Annotated in this window: 5 protein-coding genes and 1 pseudogene; all 6 read left to right on the top strand. The window is 33.3% G+C overall.

What is annotated here, in order from left to right; genetic code table 11:
• Positions 1-642 (top strand): annotated as a pseudogene (locus QZ260_RS12095) (bifunctional aspartate kinase/homoserine dehydrogenase I); the annotation flags it as partial.
• Positions 643-741: 99 nt separating this feature from the next.
• Positions 742-1,665: a homoserine kinase gene (locus QZ260_RS12090; protein WP_295986606.1), complete on the top strand. Its 924-nt coding sequence runs from the start codon at positions 742-744 to the stop codon at positions 1,663-1,665.
• A gap of 10 nt (positions 1,666-1,675) precedes the next feature.
• Entirely contained in the window at positions 1,676-2,968 is a 1,293-nt protein-coding gene (gene thrC / locus QZ260_RS12085) for a threonine synthase (protein ID WP_295986605.1), read from the top strand.
• Between the two features lie 25 nt (positions 2,969-2,993).
• A complete protein-coding gene (locus tag QZ260_RS12080) occupies positions 2,994-3,509 on the top strand; it encodes a GNAT family N-acetyltransferase (protein WP_295986603.1) in 516 nt (171 codons plus the stop codon).
• 10 nt (positions 3,510-3,519) lie between these two features.
• On the top strand, positions 3,520-3,762 hold the full coding sequence (locus tag QZ260_RS12075) for a hypothetical protein (RefSeq protein WP_295986601.1): 243 nt from the start codon (positions 3,520-3,522) through the stop codon (positions 3,760-3,762).
• A gap of 137 nt (positions 3,763-3,899) precedes the next feature.
• Positions 3,900-5,996, top strand: a complete 2,097-nt coding sequence (locus tag QZ260_RS12070; protein WP_295986599.1) for a fused MFS/spermidine synthase — start codon at positions 3,900-3,902, stop codon at positions 5,994-5,996.
• The last annotated feature ends 101 nt before the right edge of the window (positions 5,997-6,097 follow it).

Raw genomic sequence — 6,097 nt, 5'->3', positions numbered from 1 at the left:
TTCTTATTTGAAACGAATGTTGGTGCTGGATTACCAGTAATTGATACGTTGAATAATTTGATTGCTTCTGGCGATAAAGTCAACTCCATTCAAGCGGTATTATCCGGGAGTTTAAACTTTGTTTTTAATAATTTTAATGATAAAACTAAGTTTTACGATGTTGTAAAACGAGCTGGTGCTGAAGGTTATACAGAACCAGACCCAAGAATTGACTTAAGTGGTGTTGACGTAGCTAGAAAAATTTTAATTTTAGCCAGAGAAAGTGGTATAGAAATGAATTTGGAAGACATCGATAACACATCATTCTTATCAGCATCTGGATTAAAAAGTGATACAGTTGAGGATTTTTACAATACCTTAATTGCAGATGAAGCACATTATCAAAGTTTATATGCTTCCTCGAAAGCGAATCATTGCCAATTAAAATATGTGGCAAAACTTGATAATGGAAAAGCCAGTGTAAGTTTACAGGAGATTCCTGAAGGCCACCCGTTTTATAATTTAGAAGGCAGTGATAATATTGTTATGTTTTATACACAACGTTACCCAAAACAACCCATGATCATCAAAGGCGCTGGTGCCGGTGCAGATGTTACTGCATCCGGATTGTTTGCTGATATTATTAGAATTGGGAATGATTAATAAATTAGTCACAGTATACGGTAGCAGTCGGCAGTCACTAAATACTATATGTGATTTTTTGTCCGTTCGAACGCCGTCGAGAATTATTAAGTATATAAAATGAATGAAATAAAAATATTTTCACCAGCTACTGTGGCAAATGTGTCCTGTGGATTCGATGTTTTAGGCTTTTGCTTGGATAGTGTTGGTGATGACATGGTCATTAGAAAAACCGAAAAGAAAGGGATTCATATCACCAAAATTGAAGGTTTTGATTTGCCTTATGAAGCAGATTTAAATGTGGCTGGTGTTTCCGCTTTAGCGATGTATGAAGCTATAGATGTTGATTTTGGATTTGAAATTGAAATTTATAAAAATATTAAGCCAGGAAGTGGTATTGGTAGCAGTGCTGCTAGTGCTGTTGGAAGTGTATTTGGCATGAATGAATTATTAGGAAGGCCATTTAACAAAACGCAACTCACTGGATTTGCCATTAAAGGTGAAGCATTAGCTAGTAAATGTGAACATGCAGATAACCTTGCTCCTGCCTTGTTTGGTGGTTTTACTTTAGTAAAAAGTATTTCACCATTACAAATTTTAGAAATTCCTTCTCCAGATGATTTATATGCGACTATAATTCATCCGCAGATTGAAATAAAAACATCAGAATCACGTGCCATTTTACCAAAAAAAATAGCTTTGAGTGATGCTATAACGCAATGGGCAAACTTTGGAAGTTTAATTCATGCTTTACATACTAGTGATTATGATTTAATAAAAGAATCATTACACGATGTTGTAGTTGAACCACATAGAAGTAAATTAATTCCTCATTTTAACGCCGTGAAAAAAGCGGCCATTACTGCTGGTGCATTAGGTTGTGGTATCTCCGGTTCTGGACCTTCCATATTTACATTAAGTAATAGTCTAGAAACTTCTAATAACGTGAAAGATGCGATAAAAAATGTGTATTCAAAAACAGGTATTGCATTTGAAATTCACGTCTCTAAAATCAACACGGAAGGCGTTAAAATAATAAGTTAAATAATTAGAAATGAATTACTATTCACTCAATCATAAAGCTCCAAACACATCTTTTAAAAATGCCGTTATTAAAGGATTAGCTCCTGATAAAGGACTGTATTTTCCTCAAAGCATAACGCCTTTACCTAAATCTTTTTGGGATACTATCGATCATTTATCTTATTCTGAAATCGCTTTTGAAGCCATTAAACAATTTGTGTCTCCCGAAATCCCAGAGGATATCCTAAAAACTATAGTTGAAGAAACATTATCATTTGATTTTCCTGTGGTTAAACTAAATGATAACATTTCTACATTAGAATTGTTTCATGGACCAACCATGGCCTTTAAAGATGTTGGCGCACGATTTATGGCGCGTTGTTTGGGTTATTTCAACAAGAATAACACCAACGAAGTTACTGTCTTAGTAGCCACTTCTGGTGATACTGGCGGTGCCGTGGCCAATGGCTTTTTAGGGGTTAAAGGTGTTAATGTGGTTATTCTATATCCCAGCGGAAAAGTGAGTAACATTCAAGAAATGCAATTAACAACATTGGGGCAAAACATTAAAGCTCTTGAAGTTAACGGAACCTTTGATGATTGTCAGGCCATGGTGAAAACCGCATTTTTAGATGACCAATTAACGAGCCAAATGCAATTAACCTCCGCAAATTCCATAAACGTTGCACGTTGGTTGCCCCAGTTATTCTATTTTATATTTGCTTACAAGCAACTCCATAATAAATATGATGATATTGTATTTTCGATACCAAGTGGCAACTTTGGAAATGTTTGTGCAGGCATGATGGCGCAACAATTAGGATTGCCTATCTCCCACTTTATAGCTTCTAACAATGCCAATAACGTAGTAACAAGATATTTAACATCTCAACTCTATGAGCCAAAACCATCGGTACAAACTATTTCAAATGCTATGGATGTTGGTGCTCCAAGTAACTTTATTCGTATTCAAGAAATCTACAAAAATAACTTTGAGACCTTAAAAATTAATATATCCTCTTATAGTTTTACAGATGATGAAACTCGCGAAGCTATGTTAGAGATTTATAACGACTTTAATTATGTTGCTGATCCGCATGGCGCAGTTGGCTACTTGGGTTGCAAAGCATATTTAAAAGTAAACCCTAATGCACACTGTGTGTTTTTAGAAACGGCACATCCAACAAAATTTTTGGATGTGGTTGAAGATGTTATTAAAGAAGAACAACCTTTACCAAAGCAAATACAAGCTGTTATGGGAAATAAAAAAGAATCTTTTGTAATTAGTACTTACCAAGAGCTTAAATCATTTCTATTATCCTAAAATAGTCCATATTGATTTTAAATTTATGACATCTATAGTTAGAGCAACTTTAAATAATAGTGCCCTTCTTACTCATATTGGTAAAACTTCTTTCCTGGAATCACACGGAAACAGTGCGTCAAAAGAAAATGTTAATACGTATATCAGTAAAAAATTTACAAAAAAAGCTTTTGATGAAGAATTAAAAGACTCAAATAATATTTTCTATATCATTTACTTTAATAAAATAGCTGTTGGATATTCCAAAATTGTTTTGAATACGCAACACCCAAACATACCTATTAAAAATGTAACCAAATTAGAGCGTTTGTATGTTCTACAAGCCTTTCATAGTTTGAAATTAGGAATAGCATTATTTAATTTTAACCTTAAGGAGTCTATAAAAAATAATCAATCAGGTATGTGGTTATTTGTTTGGACAAAAAACCATAAAGCCATAAATTTTTATAATAAAGCAGGATTTGAAATTATTGGACAACATGACTTTCAAATTTCGGCATCACATTCTAACCCCAACCATCAAATGCTATTAACTTTTTAAAAACTAAAAAATGAATTTTATTGACTGGATTGGCTTTTTAGGTGTTTTTCAAATACTACTCGCCTACTGCTTAAATGTTATAGGTAAAATTACTAATAAGCATATAGCATTTATTTCACTTAACCTAGTTGGAGCTTCTATGGCATGTTTAGCATCCATACTTTTAAACTATTGGCCATTTATAATTCTAGAAGCGGTTTGGGCTTTGGTCTCGTTATATTCATTATTAAACTTTAGAGGGAAATCAACTTGAATTGGGTTTAGGTTCTCAAATCAATCTTGAAATATGGTCACATTATACTAGCTTATTTATAAAACTTATAAAGTAATTTTAATTCGTAGCTAAAACTCTACATTTTGGTCTATATTCGTATTGATAAACTTTTATATATGAAATTCGCAATTACCACTTTTATTAGTGCATTTCTGCTTTTCCAGGTACAACCTATGCTCGCAAAGTATATATTACCTTGGTTTGGTGGTAGTCCAACTGTATGGAGTACATGTATGCTTTTTTTCCAATTTGGCTTATTAATTGGGTATAGTTATGCCCATATTTTGAGTAAGTTCTTTGACTCAAAAAAACAAGTGATTATTCACTTTACTATTCTCATAATTTCCTTATTATTAATGCCAATAACTCCATCAGAATCGCTAAAACCTGATTCTGTCTCTTCTCCAATTTGGGATATAATTATTCTCTTAGGAAGTACAGTAGGCTTTCCATATGTTATGGTATCATCCACAGGACCGCTATTACAACATTGGTTTAGTAAAAAATTTACTGATAAATCTCCTTACAGACTTTATGCACTTTCCAACCTTGGGTCTTTGCTAGGATTATTAAGCTATCCCTTTTTATTCGAACCAAATTTTGGACTCTATAGCCAGACAATTGGATGGTCAATAGGCTACGGGGTTTTTATTCTATTTTGTGGTTGGAGTGGAATAGAATTATATAAAACAGTACAAAATGTTTCTGAAAAAATAAAATTAGAGACAAAAGATAATTCAAATCCTATTGGTTTTATTAAACCTATACTCTGGTTATGCTTGTCTGCAATTGGATCTATTTTGCTATTAGCTACAACAAATTTTGTTTGTCAGGATGTAGCGGTAATTCCTTTTTTATGGATAGTTCCATTAGCTCTTTATCTCATAACTTTTATTATCGCTTTTGACAGTCCTAGATGGTATATCAGGTGGATTTGGATGCCCTTACTTTTTGTGGCAGTATGTGGAGTATTTTATTTGCTTGTAGAAAAACCAGAATTCGAAGGAACCAAGATTGTTGAGCTCTTAGTTATGTATTTTGGAGCTATGTTTGTTGCTACTTTGGTATGTCATGGTGAAATGGTCAGATTAAAACCATCAAGCAAACATCTCACTTTCTTTTATATCATGGTATCCCTTGGAGGAGCTTTAGGTGGATGTTTTGTAACATTTGTTGCTCCTGAACTGTTTGTGGGTTTCTGGGAATTTCCAATTGCGTTTGTTTTAACACTCATATTTTCTGCTATTGCATTTATCTTATCTCCAGGTGCAAAAACCCCTAAATGGATACCATACACGGTTGGAGCAATCATGTTCACTTCTGCCATGTATTTTAATTACCATATCTTACATTTTGTGTCAGATTTTAAAGATAACGTTTTAGAAAGTCGAAGGAATTTTTATGGTGTATTAAGAGTGTTAGAAACTGATAAAGGGTCCCCTTCTCATTATTATAAACTATATCATGGAAGAATAAATCATGGTATGCAATTTAGAGATTCTGTTTCACAACAATGGAGCACTAGTTATTTTTCACCCCATAGTGGAATTGGAATAGCGTTAAGAATGCATCATAAGAAAGAAAAACAAAAAGCAGGCATAAATGAGGGAATGAATGTAGGAATGATTGGAATGGGCACAGGAACTGTTGCTACATACTGTACACCATTAGATAAACATACGTATTATGAGATTAATCCAGAAGTAGACTATTTAGCAAAAAAATATTTTACTTATTTAAGCAATGCTGGAGATAATGTAAATGTAGTGCTTGGGGATGGAAGAATCGAATTAGAAAGAGCTTTCAGAACATCAGGTTCAAAGAAATTTGACGTACTGGCGGTAGATGCATTTAGTGGTGATGCTATTCCAATTCATTTGCTTACAAAAGAAGCATTTCAGCTATACTTCAATCATTTAAATGAAGATGGAATATTAGCTATACATATTTCAAATCTTTACTTTGAATTGGAGCCTTTAGTTTATAATATGGCTGGAGTTTTTCAAACCCATATTGCGAAATTTAAGAATAAAAAAGATCGATCACTCGGAATAAAAAGTGCTACGTGGATTCTCCTGACCAAGAATAGAGCTTTTATGGAACATCCAAGAGTCAAAAAACACTTCGCAGAATGGGATGAAGGTGTTGGAACAAATCCCGTTATCTGGACGGATGACTACAGTGACGTTATTACTCTATTGAAGAAGATATAGTTTAAATAAATCTCGAAAAAACACTCATCTGGAATAAACCTGGAACTAATATTCAGTCGGAATATCTATTCTAATATTAAGAAAATCAAAAGAAGTGTTAC

Source organism: uncultured Algibacter sp., from assembly GCF_905480415.1.
GTDB lineage: Bacteria > Bacteroidota > Bacteroidia > Flavobacteriales > Flavobacteriaceae > Algibacter_B.
Note: the sequence above shows the minus strand (reverse complement) of the source record. Positions and strands in the feature narration are given on the sequence as shown.

Coding starts and splice junctions, on each gene's coding strand:
- QZ260_RS12075 (WP_295986601.1), top strand. CDS start 3,520: ATGAATTTTATTGACTGGATTGGCTTTTTAGGTGTTTTTCAAATACTA.
- thrC (WP_295986605.1), top strand. CDS start 1,676: ATGAATTACTATTCACTCAATCATAAAGCTCCAAACACATCTTTTAAA.
- QZ260_RS12070 (WP_295986599.1), top strand. CDS start 3,900: ATGAAATTCGCAATTACCACTTTTATTAGTGCATTTCTGCTTTTCCAG.
- QZ260_RS12090 (WP_295986606.1), top strand. CDS start 742: ATGAATGAAATAAAAATATTTTCACCAGCTACTGTGGCAAATGTGTCC.
- QZ260_RS12080 (WP_295986603.1), top strand. CDS start 2,994: ATGACATCTATAGTTAGAGCAACTTTAAATAATAGTGCCCTTCTTACT.